General features: G+C 73.9%; 12 protein-coding genes. All 12 read left to right on the top strand.

All coding sequences use genetic code 11. From position 1 onward, the window contains the following. Window position 1 precedes the first annotated feature (1 nt). The 12 genes from ABD644_RS12610 to ABD644_RS12555 all read left to right on the top strand — a co-directional run bounded on the left by ABD644_RS12610 (window position 2) and on the right by ABD644_RS12555 (window position 15,989). Window positions 2-1,339 (top strand): glycoside hydrolase family 36 protein, encoded by a 1,338-nt coding sequence (locus ABD644_RS12610; protein ID WP_344689245.1) that lies wholly within the window; start codon window positions 2-4, stop codon window positions 1,337-1,339. Window positions 1,340-1,366: 27 nt separating this feature from the next. Further along, window positions 1,367-2,665, top strand: coding sequence for a DUF4032 domain-containing protein (locus ABD644_RS12605; protein WP_344689244.1), 1,299 nt, complete (start codon window positions 1,367-1,369; stop codon window positions 2,663-2,665). Further along, window positions 2,625-4,016 (top strand): glycoside hydrolase family 32 protein, encoded by a 1,392-nt coding sequence (locus tag ABD644_RS12600; protein ID WP_344689243.1) that lies wholly within the window; start codon window positions 2,625-2,627, stop codon window positions 4,014-4,016. The genes ABD644_RS12605 and ABD644_RS12600 overlap by 41 nt, the downstream gene beginning before the upstream one ends. 16 nt (window positions 4,017-4,032) lie before the next feature. Beyond that, entirely contained in the window at window positions 4,033-4,671 is a 639-nt protein-coding gene (gene lspA, locus ABD644_RS12595) for a signal peptidase II (protein WP_344689406.1), read from the top strand. 39 nt (window positions 4,672-4,710) lie between these two features. Beyond that, entirely contained in the window at window positions 4,711-5,670 is a 960-nt protein-coding gene (locus ABD644_RS12590; protein WP_344689242.1) for an RluA family pseudouridine synthase, read from the top strand. Window positions 5,671-5,680: 10 nt separating this feature from the next. Continuing rightward, window positions 5,681-6,463: a CPBP family intramembrane glutamic endopeptidase gene (locus ABD644_RS12585; protein WP_344689241.1), complete on the top strand. Its 783-nt coding sequence runs from the start codon at window positions 5,681-5,683 to the stop codon at window positions 6,461-6,463. Further along, window positions 6,460-6,897 (top strand): GNAT family N-acetyltransferase, encoded by a 438-nt coding sequence (locus ABD644_RS12580; protein ID WP_344689240.1) that lies wholly within the window; start codon window positions 6,460-6,462, stop codon window positions 6,895-6,897. Before ABD644_RS12585 ends, ABD644_RS12580 begins: the two co-directional genes overlap by 4 nt. Before the next feature lie 209 nt (window positions 6,898-7,106). Next, entirely contained in the window at window positions 7,107-10,661 is a 3,555-nt protein-coding gene (dnaE, locus tag ABD644_RS12575; protein WP_344689239.1) for a DNA polymerase III subunit alpha, read from the top strand. Window positions 10,662-10,759: 98 nt separating this feature from the next. Then, complete coding sequence (locus ABD644_RS12570; protein ID WP_344689238.1) at window positions 10,760-11,473, top strand: helix-turn-helix transcriptional regulator; 714 nt, start codon at window positions 10,760-10,762, stop codon at window positions 11,471-11,473. Window position 11,474: 1 nt separating this feature from the next. Next, window positions 11,475-12,275: a DUF2249 domain-containing protein gene (locus ABD644_RS12565; RefSeq protein ID WP_344689237.1), complete on the top strand. Its 801-nt coding sequence runs from the start codon at window positions 11,475-11,477 to the stop codon at window positions 12,273-12,275. 1 nt (window position 12,276) lies between these two features. Further along, window positions 12,277-13,419 carry a hypothetical protein gene (locus ABD644_RS12560; RefSeq protein WP_344689236.1) on the top strand — a complete coding sequence of 381 codons (1,143 nt, stop codon included), beginning with the start codon at window positions 12,277-12,279 and terminating at the stop codon, window positions 13,417-13,419. Next, window positions 13,416-15,989 carry a multicopper oxidase domain-containing protein gene (locus ABD644_RS12555; RefSeq protein WP_344689235.1) on the top strand — a complete coding sequence of 858 codons (2,574 nt, stop codon included), beginning with the start codon at window positions 13,416-13,418 and terminating at the stop codon, window positions 15,987-15,989. The genes ABD644_RS12560 and ABD644_RS12555 overlap by 4 nt, the downstream gene beginning before the upstream one ends. Window positions 15,990-16,008: the final 19 nt, after the last annotated feature.

Raw genomic sequence — 16,008 nt, 5'->3', positions numbered from 1 at the left:
CATGACCGATGCCGACCGGCAGGTCCTCGCCCGGATCCCGGTCGACCCCTCCCGGGCCCGGGTGTACGAGCACGGTTGGCAGTCGTGGAGCCCCACGGCGGCCTACCGGCTGGACGATCGGCCGTTCCGGCCGGTCAGCGACGACCGGCGGGTGGGCAACTACCGGCCGGAGGTGACGGCATCGGCCGACGCGTTCCAGGGCGAGGGCCTGCTCGCGGTGGACCCGGGCACCGGCGAGGGGGTGCACGTCGTCGGGGCGCCGTCGGCGAGCGGCCCGATGGCCTCGATCCGCGCGGAGGTGTCCGGCGACGCCGTCGTCGTGAGCGCGGACGCCGAGGTGTCCACCGCGGTCCACCCGGGTGATCTCGACGGCGCCCTCGCCCGCTGGGGCGAGGGCTTCGCCGCGGCCGAACACGTCGGTCCGATCCGGCCGCCGCCCACGGCGTGGTGTTCCTGGTACCACTACTTCGAGAAGGTCACCCAGGGCGACATCGAGGAGAACCTGCAGGCGATCGGGGATCTGGGGCTCGACGTCGACGTCGTCCAGATCGACGACGGCTACCAGGCCGAGATCGGCGACTGGCTGCGGCTGTCGGACCGGTTCGCGTCGCTGGCCGCCGTGGTCGACCACATCCGCGGGGCCGGTCGTCGGGCGGGCATCTGGGTGGCGCCGTTCCTCGTGGGCGAGCGGGCCGTGCTCGCTCGCGACCACCCCGACTGGCTGGTCGACGGCGCGTGCCCGGGCACCGGCTGGGGCGACCAGCGGCTATCGGCGCTGGACGTGACCCACCCGCAGGGTGAGGCGTACCTGCGGGAGGTCTTCGGCACGTTCCGCGAGCTCGGCATCGACTACTTCAAGATCGACTTCGTGTACGCGGGGGCGATGGAGGGACGACGGGCCGATCCGGACGCCACGGGGGTGGGGGCCTACCGGCGGGGGCTGCAGGTGATCCGCGAGGCCATCGGGCCCGACGCATACCTGCTCGGGTGCGGTGCCCCGATCCTGCCCAGCGTGGGTCTGGTGGACGCGATGCGGGTCGGACCGGACATCGCGCACCACGTCGAGCCGATCGACGGCGACCTCTCGCAGCCCTCCCAGCGTGCCGCGGCGCAGAACAGCCGTTGGCGGGCCTGGCAGCACGGCCGGTTCTGGGTCAACGACGCCGACTGCATCGTCGCGGGCGCGCACGTCGAGCGGCGGGAGGACTGGGCGGCCGTCGTGGAGCGGTACAGCGGGCTGCGGGCGAGCAGCGACCGGCTGCGCGGGCTCGACGAGTGGGGGCTGGCGACCACCCGGCGACTGCTCCGGCCCGGCCTGACCGCACCGTTCGTGCCCTGATCGTTCCTCCTCGAGTCGGGAGAGGCCGTGCACTTCGTGTTCAGCCCGCCCGCGCAGGCGGCCGCGGGACTGCTCAACCTGCCCTGGGAGCAGCCGCTGGAGGAGTGGGAGGACGACCGGCTCACCGAGATCCCGCAGCGGGGCATCTCGCGGCACGTCGTCCGGTTCATCGCCGAGAGCGGCGAGGTCTTCGCGCTCAAGGAGATCCCCGAGCGGCTGGCCCGCCGGGAGTACTCCGTGCTGCGCCGCATCGGGCGGATGGGGATCCCCGCCGTCGACGTCCTCGGGGTCGTGGTGGAGCGGCCCGACGATCTCGACGCGATGCTGGTCACCCGCTTCCTCGACTACTCGTCGTCCTTCCGGGCGCTGTTCGCCAACCCGCGCGGTGCGCACCTGACCGACCGGCTGATGGACGCCCAGGTCGAGCTGCTCGTGCGGCTGCACCTGGCCGGGGTCTTCTGGGGCGACTGCTCGCTGTCCAACACGCTGTTCCGGTTCGACGCGGGCGCGCTCTCGGCATTCCTGGTCGACGCCGAGACGGCGGAGATCCACCCGCAGCTGTCGGTGGGGCAGCGGGAGCACGACCTCGACATCGCCTACGAGAAGGTGGCCGCCGAACTGATGGACCTGCAGGCCGGGGAGCTGCTGGCCGAGGACATCGACCCGATCGACGCCGCGGGGGACCTGGTCAACCGCTACCGCCGGCTGTGGGCCGAGCTCACCGACGAGGAGGTCCTGCAGCGCAAGGAGCAGCGCTACCGGATCGGCGAGCGGATCCGCCGGCTCAACGAGCTCGGGTTCGACGTCGACGAGGTGGAGCTGATCGACGACCCCAGCGGCGGGAGCCGGCTCAAGCTGACGACGCGGGTGGCCGAGCCGGGGCACCACCGGCGCGTCCTGTTCGCGCGCACCGGCCTCGACGTCCAGGAGAACCAGGCGCGGCGCCTGCTGGCCGACATCGCGTCCTTCCGGGGGTGGCTGGAGCAGGCCGGGCAGCGTCGCGTGCCCGAGGCGGTCGCCGCCAGCCGGTGGCTGGCCGAGATCTACGAACCGGTCGTGCGAGCCATCCCGGCACACCTGCGCACCCGGCTCGACCAGGCCGAGATCTTCCACGAGATCCTCGAGCACCGCTGGTTCCTGTCCGAGGCCGCCGGGGTCGACGTCGGCACCACCGCTGCGGCCAGGGACTACTTCGACCGGGTGCTGCCCGAGGTGCCCGAGGACCTGGTCACCCCCGTCTCGGCCATGACCGACCCCGAAGGCCCGATCGGCTCGGAAGGATTCGATGACCCCGAAGCCACCGCCCCCGACTTCGACGAGTTCTGATCCCCGCCGCCCCGGCTTCCACGTCACGGCGCCGGTCGGCTGGATCAACGACCCGCTCGGCGTCACCTGGCACGCGGCGCCCGAGGGTGGCCGCTACGAGCTCTTCTTCCAGTACAACCCGCAGGCGGCGGTCTGGGTGCCGGAATGCCGGTGGGGGCAGGTGACCTCGCCCGACCTGGTCCGGTGGGGAGACCTCCGCACCGCCCTGGAGCCCGGTCCGGAGGAGACCGGCTGCTGGTCGGGCTCGGTCGTGGTCCGCGACGGCGTCCCGGTGATCGTCTACACCAGCGTGCTGGCCGACGAGCCGGGCATGGGCCGCGTCGCGCTGGCCGAGGGGGACGCCGCCTGGCGGCGCTGGACGCCGGACCCGGCCGGGCCGGTGATCCCCGCCCTGGAGCCGGAGCGCGGCTTCGCCCACGTGCGCGACCCGTTCGTCTGGCGGGACGGCGACCAGTGGCGGATGGCGCTCGGTGCGGGCGACACCGCCGGCCGTCCGTCGGTCCTCCAGTACTCCTCGCCCGACCTGCGCCGGTGGCGGCTCGACGGCGAGCTCGCCGGGCCGGAGGACGGCAGGACCGATCCCGGCGGCGCGGTCTGGGAGTGCCCGCAGCTGTTCCCGCTCGAGGGCGCCTGGGTGCTGATGGTGTCGGTCTGGGACGAGGGCCCGGGCGGGGTGGCCTGTGCCGTCGGCGACTACGACGGGCAGCGGTTCGTCGCCCGCGCGTGGCACCGGCTGGCCGACGAGCCGCTGTACGCCACGACCGCGTTCGCCGACGCCGCGGGCCGCCGGTGCGCGCTCTCCTGGATCCAGGAGGCGGGGAGCGAGGGCGGGGCGTGGTCGGGCGCGCTCTCCGTCCCGTGGTTGCTGGGGCGCGACGGCGACCGGGTCACCGTCGTCCCGCACCCCGACGTCGACACGCTGCGCACGCGGGTGCTCGCGGAGCACGGCCCGGTGGCCCTGTCCGCGGGGCCCTGCGAGGTCGCGGTGCCCGGCGCGCACCTCGACGTGACCCTGGCCGCCGACCCCGGTGGCCGGCCCGTGGTGCTCGTGGTGGACGGGAGCGGGGGGCCGGTGCTCACGCTGACGGCCGACCCCGGTCCCGGACAGGCCCGGCTGACCGCACCCGGACACCCCGACGTGGTCGCGCCGCTGCGGCCGGAGCCCGACGGCGCGATCGGGCTGCGCCTGCTCCTCGACGGCGGTGTGGCCGAGGTGTTCACCGGCGGCGAGGGCGTCGCCGCGGCCCGAGTGCTCCCTCCCGGGGGTGGCCTGACGATCCGGGTCACCGGAGGCGACGGCGCCCGGCTGCGGCACCTGGTCGTCCACGAGATGGCGCGGGTGATCGGCTGACGCGCCGGGCGCGGCTATCGTCGGACGCGGCGGGGCCACCCGCCGGGCCGTCCGGGCCCACCGAGTCGAGGAGCGCGTCCTGTCCGAGCAGCCCGAGCCGTCGAGCCAGGCAGCCGTCGCGAAGCGCCCGCACACCCGCCTGCTGATCCTGCTCGCCGCGGCGGTCTTCGTCGTCGACCTGGTCACCAAGGTCGTCGTCGTCGCCACGATCGAGCCCGGCGAGGACATCCGCGTGCTCGGCGGGCTGTTCTACCTCACCCAGCTGCGCAACATCGGTGCGGCGTTCTCCTTCGCGGAGGGCTGGACCGTCGTCTTCAGCGTGATCGCGGTCGTCGTCGCCGTGGTCATCGTGCGCACGGCCCGCCGCTTGTTCTCCACCGGGTGGGCGGTGGCCCTGGGCCTGGTGCTGGGCGGCGCCGTGGGCAACCTCGTCGACCGGATCTTCCGCGACCCCGGCTTCCTGCGCGGCGGGGTCGTCGACTTCCTGTCGGCCTTCGCGCCGGACGGGCGGGTCTGGCCGGTGTTCAACGTGGCCGACTCGGCCATCGTCTGCGGGGGGATCCTCGGCGCGCTGCTGGCCCTGCGCGGCATCGAGTTCGACGGCTCCAGGGCGAAGGCGGCCGGTGCGGCCGGCTCGTCCGAGCCCGCTGCCTGAGCCCTGCACCGCCCCGAGCCCGCCAGGATTCCCGGCACAATGGACGACGTGACCAGTTCCGCCCTGCCCACCCCAGGGACCCAGCGCGCCCTGCCGGTGCCCGACGGGCTCGAGGGGCAGCGGGTCGACCAGGCGCTGTCCCGGCTCTTCGGGCTCTCCCGGACGGTCGCCGCCGAGGTGGCCGACGCCGGCAACGTCGTCGTCGACGGGCGGGTGCGCGGCAAGGGCGACCGGCTCAGCGGCGGTAGCTGGCTCGAGGTCGAGCTGCCCGCCCCACCGGGTGAGCCGGCGGCCCCGCGGCCGGTCGTCGGGATGACGATCCTGCACGACGACGACGACATCGTCGTCGTGGACAAGCCGGTGGGCGTCGCGGCGCACCCGAGCCCCGGCTGGGACGGGCCGACCGTGGTCGGGGGTCTCGCGGCAGCCGGCTACCGGATCTCGACCTCGGGGGCGGCCGAACGGCAGGGCGTCGTCCACCGCCTGGACGCGGCGACCACCGGGATCATGGTCGTGGCCAAGAGCGAGCGGGCCTACACCTCGCTGAAGGCCGCGTTCAAGGAGCGCACGGTCAGCAAGGGCTACCACGCGCTCGTGCAGGGGCACCCCGACCCGTCCCGCGGGACCATCGACGCGCCGATCGACCGCCACCCCAGGCACGACTGGCGGTTCGCCGTCGTCAGCGGCGGGCGCCCGTCGGTCACCCACTACGAGGTCATCGAGGCCTTCCCGGCGGCCAGCCTGGTCGACATCCGGCTCGAGACCGGGCGCACCCACCAGATCCGGGTGCACTTCTCCGCCCTCCGGCACCCGTGCGTCGGCGACACGACCTACGGCGCCGACCCGACGCTGGCTGCGCGGCTCGGCGTCGAGCGGCAGTGGTTGCACGCCGTGCGGCTCGGGTTCGCGCACCCGGCCGACGGGCGGTGGGTGGAGTTCACCAGCGAGTACCCGCCCGACCTCGCCGGCGCGCTGGCCGCCCTGCGCGCCGAGGCGTGATCGCACCGCCGTGTCCCTGCCGGCCTCGATAGCCGATTTCGGCCCCGCCGCGCTGGCGGCGGTCGTCGTCGCGGCCTACCTGGTCGTCGGCGAGCCGGTGGTCGGGCAGGTGCTGCACCGGCGGTTCGAGGGTCGGCTGCGCACCGATCCGCACGCCCGCCGGTCGTTCTACCGGCGGCTGCTGGTCCTGGAGTGGGGGCTGTCGGTCCTCGTCCTGGTCATCTGGCTGCTGTCGCCGGACGTCGACGCGGCGGCGGTCGGGCTGCGCTGGCCGACGCAGTGGCCCGGCCCGGTCACGGGGGCCGTCCTCGTGCTCGTGCTGCTCTTCGTCGTCGTCTCCACGCGGGCCCTCCGCGGGGGAGCGCTGCTCGACACGGCCCCGCCGGTGCGCCGGGCAGGGGAGGGGCGGCACGCCGAGCCGGCGGCGCACGCCACGCTGGCGCTGCTGCCCCGGACGCCGGGGGAGCGGCGGCTGTTCACGCTCGTCGGTGTGACCGCCGGTGTCTGCGAGGAGTGGCTCTACCGCGGCTTCTTCCTCGCGGTGGTCTCCGCGGTCGCGGGCGGGCCGTCGGTCGCCGTGCTGGTCGCCGTCGCGGCGGTCGCCTTCGGCCTGGCGCACGCCTACCAGGGCGCCGTGGGCGTCGTGACCACCGGCGTGCTCGGCGGGGTGATGGCCGCGCTCTACCTGGGAACCGGCTCGCTGCTGCTCCCGGTGCTCCTCCATGCCGCCATCGACCTGCGCTTCCTGCTCGTGCCCGCCCGCGTGCTGCCGACCGGACGGGCCGTCGCGTGACCGGTCCGACGGCGACGGTGGCCGAGCCGGCCGACTGGCCGGAGATCGTCGACCTCCGCACCCGGGTGTTCGTGCACGAGCAGGGGGTGCCGCCCGAGATCGAGCAGGACGACCGGGACGCCGCGGCGGTCCACGCGCTCAGCCGCGACGCGACCGGCCGCGTCGTGGCGACCGGCCGGTTGCTGCTCGGCGACGGCGGGCGGGCGAGCATCGGGCGGATGGCCACCGATGCCGGGGCGCGGGGGAGCGGCCACGGGGCGGCGGTCCTCGCCGAGCTGCACCGGCAGGCGGTGGCGCGCGGGGTCACCGAGCTCGAGCTGCACGCGCAGCTGAGCGCCCGCGGGTTCTACGACCGGGCCGGGTACGAGCCGGTGGGCGAGGAGTACCTCGAGGCCGGGATCGCGCACGTCACGATGCGGCGCCGGCTTCCCTGAGCGGGCCGGGACGGATGTGACGGATCGGTCCGCCTGTGTCGCAACACGTTCTGTCAGACCCTCGGAGTACACCGTTCGCAGTGCGAGGATCGGAGGGCGCCCCCAGCGCCCAGCCGATCCCGCACGGCACCCACCGGTCTTCCCCGCCGGTCGCCCGCTGGAGGTCCCGACAGTCGGGCACGCACGACCACCGAGGAGCACGACCGCCCGTGACCAGCAACGATTCGTTCGTGCACCTGCATGTGCACACCGAGTACTCGATGCTCGACGGTGCGGCCAAGCTGCCCGAGGTCACCGCGGCGGCCGCCGCACAGGGCATGCCCGCGCTGGCGATGACCGACCACGGCAACGTCTTCGGTGCCTACGACTTCTACAAGCAGGCCACCAAGGCCGGGGTCAAGCCGATCATCGGCATGGAGGGCTACTACACGCCGGGCTCGCGGTTCGACCGCGCGCCGTTCGACTTCGGCGACAAGCTCCTCGACGAGGAGGGTGACGGCGGGAACAACCGCGGCAAGGCCGCCTACACCCACATGACGCTGCTGGCCCGGACGACGGAGGGCATGCACAACCTCTTCCGCATCTCCTCGCTGGCCAGCCTCGAGGGCCAGTACCGCAAGCCGCGGTTCGACCGCGACCTGCTGGAGCGCTACGGGAAGGGCCTGATCGCCACGACCGGCTGCCCCTCCGGCGAGGTCAACATGTGGCTGCGCGCCGGCAAGGAGGACCGCGCCCGCCAGGCCGCGGCGGACTTCCAGGACATCTTCGGCAAGGAGAACTTCTACGCCGAGGTGATGGACCACGGCCTGTCCATCGAGAAGAAGACCAAGCCGGCGCTGCTGGCGATCGCGAAGGATCTGGGCATCCCGCTGCTGGGCACCAACGACCTGCACTACACGCACAAGGAAGACGCGCAGGCCCACGACGCGCTCCTGTGCATCCAGACCGGCTCCCGGCTCAACGAGCCCAACCGCTTCCGCTTCAACGGCGACGGCTACTACCTGAAGAGCTCCGCGGAGATGCGCGCGCTGTTCGCCGACATGCCCGAGGCGTGCGACAACACGCTGCTCGTCGCCGAGCAGTGCGAGGTCACGTTCACCGAGGGCGCCGACCTCATGCCCCGGTTCCCGCTGCCCGAGGGCGAGGACGAGACCTCCTGGTTCGTGAAGGAGGTCGAGCGCGGGCTGCACAAGCGCTGGCCGAACGGCATCCCCGACCACGTGCGCAAGCAGGCCGACTACGAGGTCGGGATCATCACGCAGATGGGCTTCCCGGGGTACTTCCTCGTGGTCGCCGACTTCATCAACTGGGCCAAGGACCAGGGCATCCGCGTGGGTCCCGGCCGCGGGTCGGCCGCCGGCTCGCTGGCCGCCTACGCCATGGGCATCACCGACCTCGACCCGCTGGCGCACGGGCTGATCTTCGAGCGGTTCCTCAACCCCGAGCGTGTCTCCATGCCCGACGTCGACATCGACTTCGACGACCGGCGTCGGGGTGAGGTCATCCGCTACGTGTCGGAGAAGTACGGCGAGGAGCGGGTCAGCCAGATCGTCACCTACGGCACGATCAAGGCGAAGGCCGCCATCAAGGACGCCGCCCGCGTGCTCGACCGGCCGTACTCGGTGGGCGACGAGCTGACCAAGCTCATGCCGCCGGGCGTGATGGGCAAGGACATCCCGCTGTCGGGGATCTTCGACCCGTCCCACGAGCGTTACAAGGAGGCCTCGGAGTTCCGGGCCCGGTACGAGTCCGACCCGGGCGCGGCAGAGGTGATCGACCAGGCGCGCAAGCTGGAGGGCCTCAAGCGGCAGTGGGGCGTGCACGCCGCCGGCGTCATCATCGGCCGCTACCCGCTGATCGACAGCGTGCCGATCATGCGCCGGGAGTCCGACGGCGCGGTGATCACGCAGTTCGACTACCCGACCTGCGAGACGCTCGGCCTGCTCAAGATGGACTTCCTGGGCCTGCGCAACCTCACGGTGATCGACGACGCGCTGCGCAACATCGTGATCAACGGCAAGGAGGCCATCGACCTCGACGAGCTGAGCAAGGAGCTCACCGACCCGGCCACCTACGACCTGCTGGCCCGCGGCGAGACGCTGGGCGTCTTCCAGTTCGACGGCGGCCCGATGCGCTCGTTGCTGCGGCTCATGCGGCCCGACAACTTCGAGGACATCTCCGCCGTCGGCGCGCTCTACCGCCCGGGCCCGATGGGTGCGAACTCGCACACGAACTACGCGCTGCGCAAGAACGGCCAGCAGGAGATCACGCCGATCCACCCGGAGCTGGCCGAGCCGCTGGAGGAGATCCTCGGCCAGACCTACGGCCTGATCGTCTACCAGGAGCAGGTCATGGCGATCGCGCAGAAGGTCGCCGGGTACTCCCTCGGCAAGGCCGACCTGCTGCGCCGCGCGATGGGCAAGAAGAAGAAGTCGGTCCTGGACGCCGAGTACGTCGGTTTCGAGGCCGGCATGAAGGCGAACGGCTTCTCCCCGGCGGCGGTCAAGACCCTGTGGGACATCCTCGTCCCGTTCGCCGACTATGCCTTCAACAAGGCGCACTCGGCCGCCTACGGGCTGATCTCCTACTGGACGGCCTTCCTCAAGGCCAACTACCCGGCCGAGTACATGGCCGCCCTGCTCACCAGCGTCGGCGACGACAAGGACAAGCGGCCGATCTACCTCGCCGAGTGCCGCCGGATGGGCATCAAGGTCCTCCCGCCCGACGTCAACGAGTCCTCGGCCGACTTCACCGCCGTCGGCACCGACATCCGCTTCGGCCTGGCCTCGGTGCGCAACGTGGGCCACAACGTCGTGGACTCGATCGTCCGCGCCCGGGAGGAGAAGGGGGCGTTCAAGGACTTCCCCGACTTCATGCGCAAGATCGACACGGTGGCCTGCAACAAGAAGGTCATCGAGTCGCTCTGCAAGGCCGGGGCGTTCGACTCCCTCGGCCACTCCCGGCAGGGGCTGGTCGCCGTCCACGCCCAGGCCGTCGACTCCGCGATGGCGCTCAAGCGCAAGGAGGCCGAGGGCCAGTTCGACCTCTTCGGCAGCTTCGGTGACGGCGGCGGGGAGGACGACCCGTTCGGCGGTGCCCTCGACATCGCCATCCCCATGGCCGACTGGTCGAAGTCCGAGCGGCTGATGTTCGAGCGCGACATGCTGGGGCTCTACGTCTCCGACCACCCGCTGCACGGCGTCGAGCACGTGCTCACGTCGCACGCCGACACCCCGATCGCCGAGATCAACGCCGGCGGGGTCGAGGACGGCGCCAACGTCACGATCGCCGGGATCCTCACCGCGGTCGGTCCGCGCACGAACAAGCAGGGCGCGCCCTGGGCGATCGCGACGCTGGAGGACCTCGAGTCCGGCATCGAGGTGCTGTTCTTCCCGAAGACCTGGGCCGAGGTGTCGGAGAAGGTGGTCCGCGACCAGATCGTGGTCGTCAAGGGCAGGATCAGCCGCCGCGACGACCAGCCGTCGCTGTTCGCCTCCGAGGTGAGCATCCCCGAGCTCACCGAGGGCCCCCGCGGGCCGGTGCTGGTGTCGATGCCGGCGGCCCGCTGCACGCCCCCGGTCGTCGAGCGCCTGCGCGAGGTGCTGGGCAGTCACCCCGGCACCACCGAGGTCCAGCTCAAGCTGATCAACGGCAGCCGCGAGACGGTGCTGCGTCTCGACCAGGGCCTGCGGGTCCGACCGAGCACGGCCCTCATGGGCGACATCAAGGCGCTGCTCGGCCCGACCAGCGTCGCCCTGCTCTGACGGCGTCCCCGGGACCGCTCGTGGAGTGACCGGCGGCACACCGCCCCGGGACTTTCGTCCCCTTGTTTCTCCAGGAGAACCTGGAAAAACTCGGGGGCGTGCCCGCCTCGCCGATCGACCCCCGGACCCACCGGGCGCTCGCCGGACCGAGCCGGGTGCGCGTCCTGGAGTTCCTCCGGGAGCGCCGGGCCGCGGCCACGGCCGACGAGGTGGCGATCGAGGTCGGCCTGCACCCGAACACGGTGCGCCTGCACCTCGACCAGCTGACCGATGCGGGCCTGGTCGACAGGGCGCGGGAGCCCCGGCGTGGCCCCGGCCGGCCCCGCGTGCTCTTCACCGCCGTCGCCGAGGCGCCACCCGAGCCGGGCGACGACGGCTACCGGGTGCTCGCCGGCATCCTCGCCGGCGAGCTGGAGAGCACGAGCGCCCGGCCGGGACTCGTCGCCGCCGAAGCCGGCCGCGCCTGGGCCCGGACGCTCGCTCCCGAGCCAGCCTCCTCGACCGAGCCGACCGTGCCGACCCGGGCCGCCGAGGCCACCGGACGACTCGTCGCCGCGCTCGACGATCTCGGATTCGCCCCGGTCCCGCCCGACCGCGCGGGCGATCCGATCGAGCTGCACCGCTGCCCGTTCCAGCAAGTCGCCGCCGAGCACCCGGAGGTCGTGTGCGGTGTCCACCTGGGCCTCATCCAGGGGGTGCTCGACGACCTCGCCGCACCGCTGCACGCCCGGCTGGAGCCGTTCGTGGCCCCGGGCGTCTGCCACGCCCACCTGACCCCGCTCGAACCGTCCCCACCCACCGAAGGGCACTGACATGACCGACGTCCTGCTGGCCACCACCGAGGCCGACGCCGCTGCCGCCACCGCCATCGAGCAGCACCACGCGCAGATGGCCGGGGCGCTCGCCGCCCGCGTGAGCGCCCTGGTCGCGGCCGCCTCCGGTCCCGACGACGCCGCCCAGCGTGCGGCCCGGGAGAGCCTGGTGCGATGGGGCCGGGACGAGTTGCTCCCGCACGCCGCCGCCGAGGAGCGGACCCTGTACCCGGCTGCCCGCGACGACGCCCGGGCCCGGCTGCTCATCGACGCCATGCTGACCGAGCACACCGAGATCTCCGCGCTGGTCGACGAGATCGCGGCCGCGCAGGGTGCGGTCCGGGCGGCAGCTGCCGGTCGCGCGCTCGAGGCGATGTTCGCCAGCCACCTCCGCAAGGAGAACGAGCTCGTGCTGCCCCTGCTCACCGCGGCCCCGGGCGTGTCCCTCGCCGACCTCCTCGGCGGGATGCACGAGCTGCTCGGCGCCCAGACCGACCAGCCGGCCGATCAGTCGGCCCAGCAGGCCGCCGAGCCGGCGGGGCACAGCTGCGGGTGCGGCGGGCACGACGACCCCGGATTCCCGGTGCTCGACGCGCGGGCCGTGCCGCACGCCATCCGGCACGCCACGATCTTCGGGGCGCTCGACGCCGTCCCCGCCGGGGGCGGGCTCGTCCTCCTCGCCCCGCACGACCCGCTGCCGCTGCTGGCCCAGATCGAGCAGCGCCGTCCCGGGGTCTTCGCCGTCGGCTACCTGGAGCGCGGACCGGAGACCTGGCGGCTCAGCTTCACCCGCGCCGCCTGAGATGACCGCCGTCGACCGCGGCGGCCCACCCCGCCCCGCGCCCGCGCGCCCGGCGACCGTCCTGCCCCGCGCGCTGCTCCTGGTCCCGGGTGGCCTCGCGCTCCTCGCGGGGGTGGACGCCGCACTGCTCCTGCTGGGTGTCCCGGCGCCGGTCACGGCCGACCGGCTGCCGCAGGTGCACGGCGTCCTGCTGGTGCTCGGCTTCGTCGGCACGCTCATCGCCCTCGAACGGGCGATCGCGCTCCGGTGGACGGCCGGGTACCTGGGCCCGCTGGGTCTGGGCGTAGGCGGACTCCTGTTGCTCGCCCCGGTTCCGCTGGCCGTCGGGATCTCGGTGCAACTGCTCGGCGCGGCCTCGCTCCTCGGTGTCTACGTCGCGCTCTGGCGACGGCAGCGGGACGACGCGGTGCTCGTCCAGGCGCTCGGAGCGGTCCTGGCCGCCGGCGCGTTGCTCCTCTGGCTCGGCGAGATCCCGTTCCCGCTGCTGCTCCCGTGGCTGGTCGGCTTCGTCGTGCTCACCATCGGCGGAGAGCGGCTGGAACTCGCGCGGCTGTCCATGGGGCCGCGGGCCGGCGGCACGCTGGTCCTGCTCTCCGGTGGCCTGATCGGCGGCACCGTCGCGGCGTTGCTGTGGCCGGCCGCCGGGACGGCGCTGCTCGGCGCCGCCCTGCTGGCCCTGGTCGGCTGGCTCGCCGCGCACGACGTCGCCCGGCACACGATCCGATCGACGGGGCTGCCCCGCTTCATGGCCGCGTGCATGCTCGCCGGGTACGCCTGGCTCGGCGTCGCGGGTGCGATCTGGCTGGTCGGCGGGCCGGCGACGGCGGGGGCCCGCTACGACGCGGTGGTCCACGCCGTCTTCCTGGGCTTCACGCTGTCGATGATCATGGCGCACGCGCCGGTCATCCTCCCGACGGTGCTGCGCCGACCGCTGCCGTACTCCCCGGCGCTGGCGGTGCCGCCAGTGCTGCTGCACGCGTCCCTGGTCCTGCGGCTGTGGCTCGGCGACGCCCACGGCGTGGTCGGCGCGTGGAGGTGGGGCGGCGTGCTCAACATCGCCGCCGTGCTGCTGTTCGTGGTGCTCGCCGCGGGCTCGGTCGCGCTGGCCGCCCACCGCGCCGGCACCGCCGGGGGCACGACGTGACCGGGAAGGACCGGGGGTTCTGGCCGATGCGCGACCTGCCGGTGGTCGTCTGGCTGCTGGCCGTCGCGGTGGTCGCGCTGGCGCACCCGGCGCTGCCGGCGCCGCGCTGGCTGCTCATCCACCTGCTGCTGCTCGGCGCGGTGAGCCACGCGATCCTGGTCTGGAGCCGGCACTTCGCGGACGCGCTGCTGCACACCGCGCCCCAGCCGGGGGACCGGCGCCGCCAGTCCGCCCGGCTCGTCCTGCTCGACGGCGGCGCGCTGCTGGTCGTCGTCGGGGTGACGACGGCGACTTGGCCGGTCACGGTCGTCGGAGCGGCCGGAGTCGTCGGCGCCGTCGGATGGCACGGCGTGGCGTTGGCCCGGCAGATCCGGCGGGCGCTGCCCGGCCGGTTCCGCTCCACCGTGCGCTACTACCTGGCCGCGGCTGCGCTGCTGCCCGTCGGCGCGGTGCTGGGCACGCTGCTCGCCCGCGGTCTGGCCGACCCGTGGGACGACCGGGTGACGATGGCGCACGCCGTGGTCAACGTGCTCGGCTGGATGGGGCTGACCGTCGTCGGCACGCTGGTCACGCTCTGGCCCACGATGCTGCGCACCCGCGTCGACGACCTGGGCGAGCGGTCGGCCCGGCGGGCACTCCCGGTGCTCGTGGCCGGGGTGCTGGTGGCCGCCGCCGGTGCGCTGGTCGGTCTCCGCCCGGTCGCCGTCCTCGGCCTCGCCGGCTACCTGGTCGGGCTGGCTCTGGTCGCCGGAGCCCTGGCCCGCACCGCTCGCGCCCGGCCGCCGTCGGCGTATCCCACGTGGTCGGTGGCCGCCGCGCTGCTGTGGCTGGTCGGCTGCCTGATCGCGGCCGCCGTGCTCGTCGGCACGGCGGGCTCGTGGGCGGAGGCGGGGGACCGGTTCGGCTGGCTGACCCCGTTCCTCGCGGCCGGGTTCGGGGCGCAGGTGCTGCTCGGCGCGCTCTCCTACCTGGTCCCCGTGGCGCTCGGCGGCGGGGCCACGCCGGTGCGCGCGGCCAACGCGGTCCTCGACCGGGGCGGTGCGCTGCGGATCGCCGCCGTCAACGCCGGCCTGCTGGTCTGCGCCCTGCCGGTGCCCAGTCTCGTGCGCGTGGCCGCCTCGGTCGTCGTGCTCGCCGCGCTGGCCGCCTTCGTCCCGCTGCTGTTCCTGGCCATCGGCGCGAGCCGGCGGGCCACGAGGTCCGGTGTCGTCGTGGCGGGTCCGCTCCCACCCCGCCCGCGCGGCCAGGCGGCCGGACTGGCCGGGGTCGGGCTGAGTCTCGTCGTGCTCGCCGTCGCCGGCGGTGCCGCGGCTGACCCCTCCGCGCTGGGCGCGGTCCGGGGGATGTCCGGGGCCGGAGATATTGCCGTCGCCACGGGGGAGACGACGACCGTGCGGGTCGAGGCCGCTCACATGCGGTTCACGCCCGACGTCGTCGAGGTGCCGGTGGGCAACCGGTTGGTCATCGAGGTCGTCAACACCGATCACGACGCGGTGCACGACCTGGTCCTGGCCACCGGGCCCGAGTCGGGCCGGCTGGCTCCGGGCGGGTCGGCCCGGGTGGACGCCGGCATCATCGGGGCCGACGTCGACGGCTGGTGCTCGGTGGTGGGGCACCGGCAGATGGGCATGGTGCTCGAGATCCGGGCCGTCGGAGGGCCTCCGGCGACGGCGCCCGGCGACACCGGCGGCGAGGGCCGGGCGGTCGACCTGACCGCGGAACCGGGGGAGGGCTTCACCGCCTACGACCCACGGCTGCCGCCGCTGACCGAGGGGACGGTGCACCGGCGCACCCTCACCGTGTCGGAGGTCGAGCGCGAGGTGGCGCCGGGCGTCACCCAGCGCCTGTGGACGTTCGGTGGCACGGCGCCCGGGCCGGTCCTGCACGGCCGGGTGGGCGACGTCTTCGAGATCACGCTGGTCAACGACGGGACCATCGGGCACTCGATCGACTTCCACGCGGGCTCGCTGGCCCCCGAGCAGCCGATGCGGACGATCCCGCCCGGGGAGTCGCTGGTCTACCGGTTCACCGCGACCAGGGCCGGGATCTGGGCGTACCACTGCTCGACCATGCCGATGTCGGCGCACATCGCCAATGGCATGTTCGGTGCGGTGGTGATCGAGCCCGCCGACCTGCCGGCGGTCGACCGGTCCTACGTCCTGGTGCAGTCCGAGTTCTACCTCGGCCCTCCGGGCGGGACCGTCGACGTCGACGCGCTGGCCGACGAGCGACCCGACGCCGTCGTGTTCAACGGCTACGCCAACCAGTACGACCATCGCCCCCTGACCGCCGCCGTCGGGGAGCGGGTGCGGATCTGGGTCCTCGACGCCGGGCCGAACCGGTCGAGTTCCTTCCACGTCGTGGGTGGGCAGTTCGACACCACGTACGCCGAGGGCGCCTACCTGCTCGGGCGCGGGGAGGGCGGCAGCCAGGCCCTGGCCCTGGCGCCCGCCCAGGGCGGTTTCGTCGAGCTGACCTTCCCCGAGGCCGGCCGCTATCCGTTCGTCTCGCACGTCATGGTCGACGCCGAGCGAGGGGCGCACGGCTACGTCGACGTGACCGGCGGGTGAGCCGGTCCGGCCGGTCGCG

It is taken from the genome of Blastococcus jejuensis, assembly GCF_039534705.1.
In the GTDB taxonomy this organism is placed as follows: Bacteria; Actinomycetota; Actinomycetes; order Mycobacteriales; family Geodermatophilaceae; genus Blastococcus_B; species Blastococcus_B jejuensis.
This window is presented reverse-complemented; position numbering and strand designations above follow the sequence as displayed.

Bases quoted from the DNA above. Each gene is read 5' to 3' on its own strand.
- ABD644_RS12565 (WP_344689237.1), top strand. From the start codon at position 11,475: ATGACCGACGTCCTGCTGGCCACCACCGAGGCCGACGCCGCTGCCGCC.
- ABD644_RS12610 (WP_344689245.1), top strand. From the start codon at position 2: ATGACCGATGCCGACCGGCAGGTCCTCGCCCGGATCCCGGTCGACCCC.
- ABD644_RS12600 (WP_344689243.1), top strand. From the start codon at position 2,625: ATGACCCCGAAGCCACCGCCCCCGACTTCGACGAGTTCTGATCCCCGC.
- ABD644_RS12560 (WP_344689236.1), top strand. From the start codon at position 12,277: ATGACCGCCGTCGACCGCGGCGGCCCACCCCGCCCCGCGCCCGCGCGC.
- ABD644_RS12590 (WP_344689242.1), top strand. From the start codon at position 4,711: ATGGACGACGTGACCAGTTCCGCCCTGCCCACCCCAGGGACCCAGCGC.